General features: G+C 59.4%; 1 protein-coding gene. It reads right to left on the reverse strand.

The genetic code is table 11. The annotated features are described in order from the left end of the window. Positions 1–229, reverse strand: a 229-nt coding sequence (locus NR126_RS29240) for an immunoglobulin-like domain-containing protein (protein WP_256832534.1), incomplete at both ends; no start/stop codon positions are given.

Here is a 229-nt window from a genome sequence, read left to right on the forward strand (position 1 = left end):
GGTCTTCGAAGACCTTGCCTGGCACGCTCGCGTCGGTGACGGTCAGGCTCAGCGGACCGCCGTCTTTGTAGACGTCGTCGCCTTGGATCGGTGCGGTGTAGATCGCGCTGGTATCACCGGCTTTAACGGTGACGCTGCCGCCGTTGCTCAACTTGACGGTCAGATCATCCTTCAACGCCTGGTTGAGGGTGATGGTGAAGGTTGGATTCGCGTTTTCGAACACAGGACC

The organism is Pseudomonas sp. Pse1 (assembly GCF_024519635.1).
Classification (GTDB): Bacteria; Pseudomonadota; Gammaproteobacteria; order Pseudomonadales; family Pseudomonadaceae; genus Aquipseudomonas.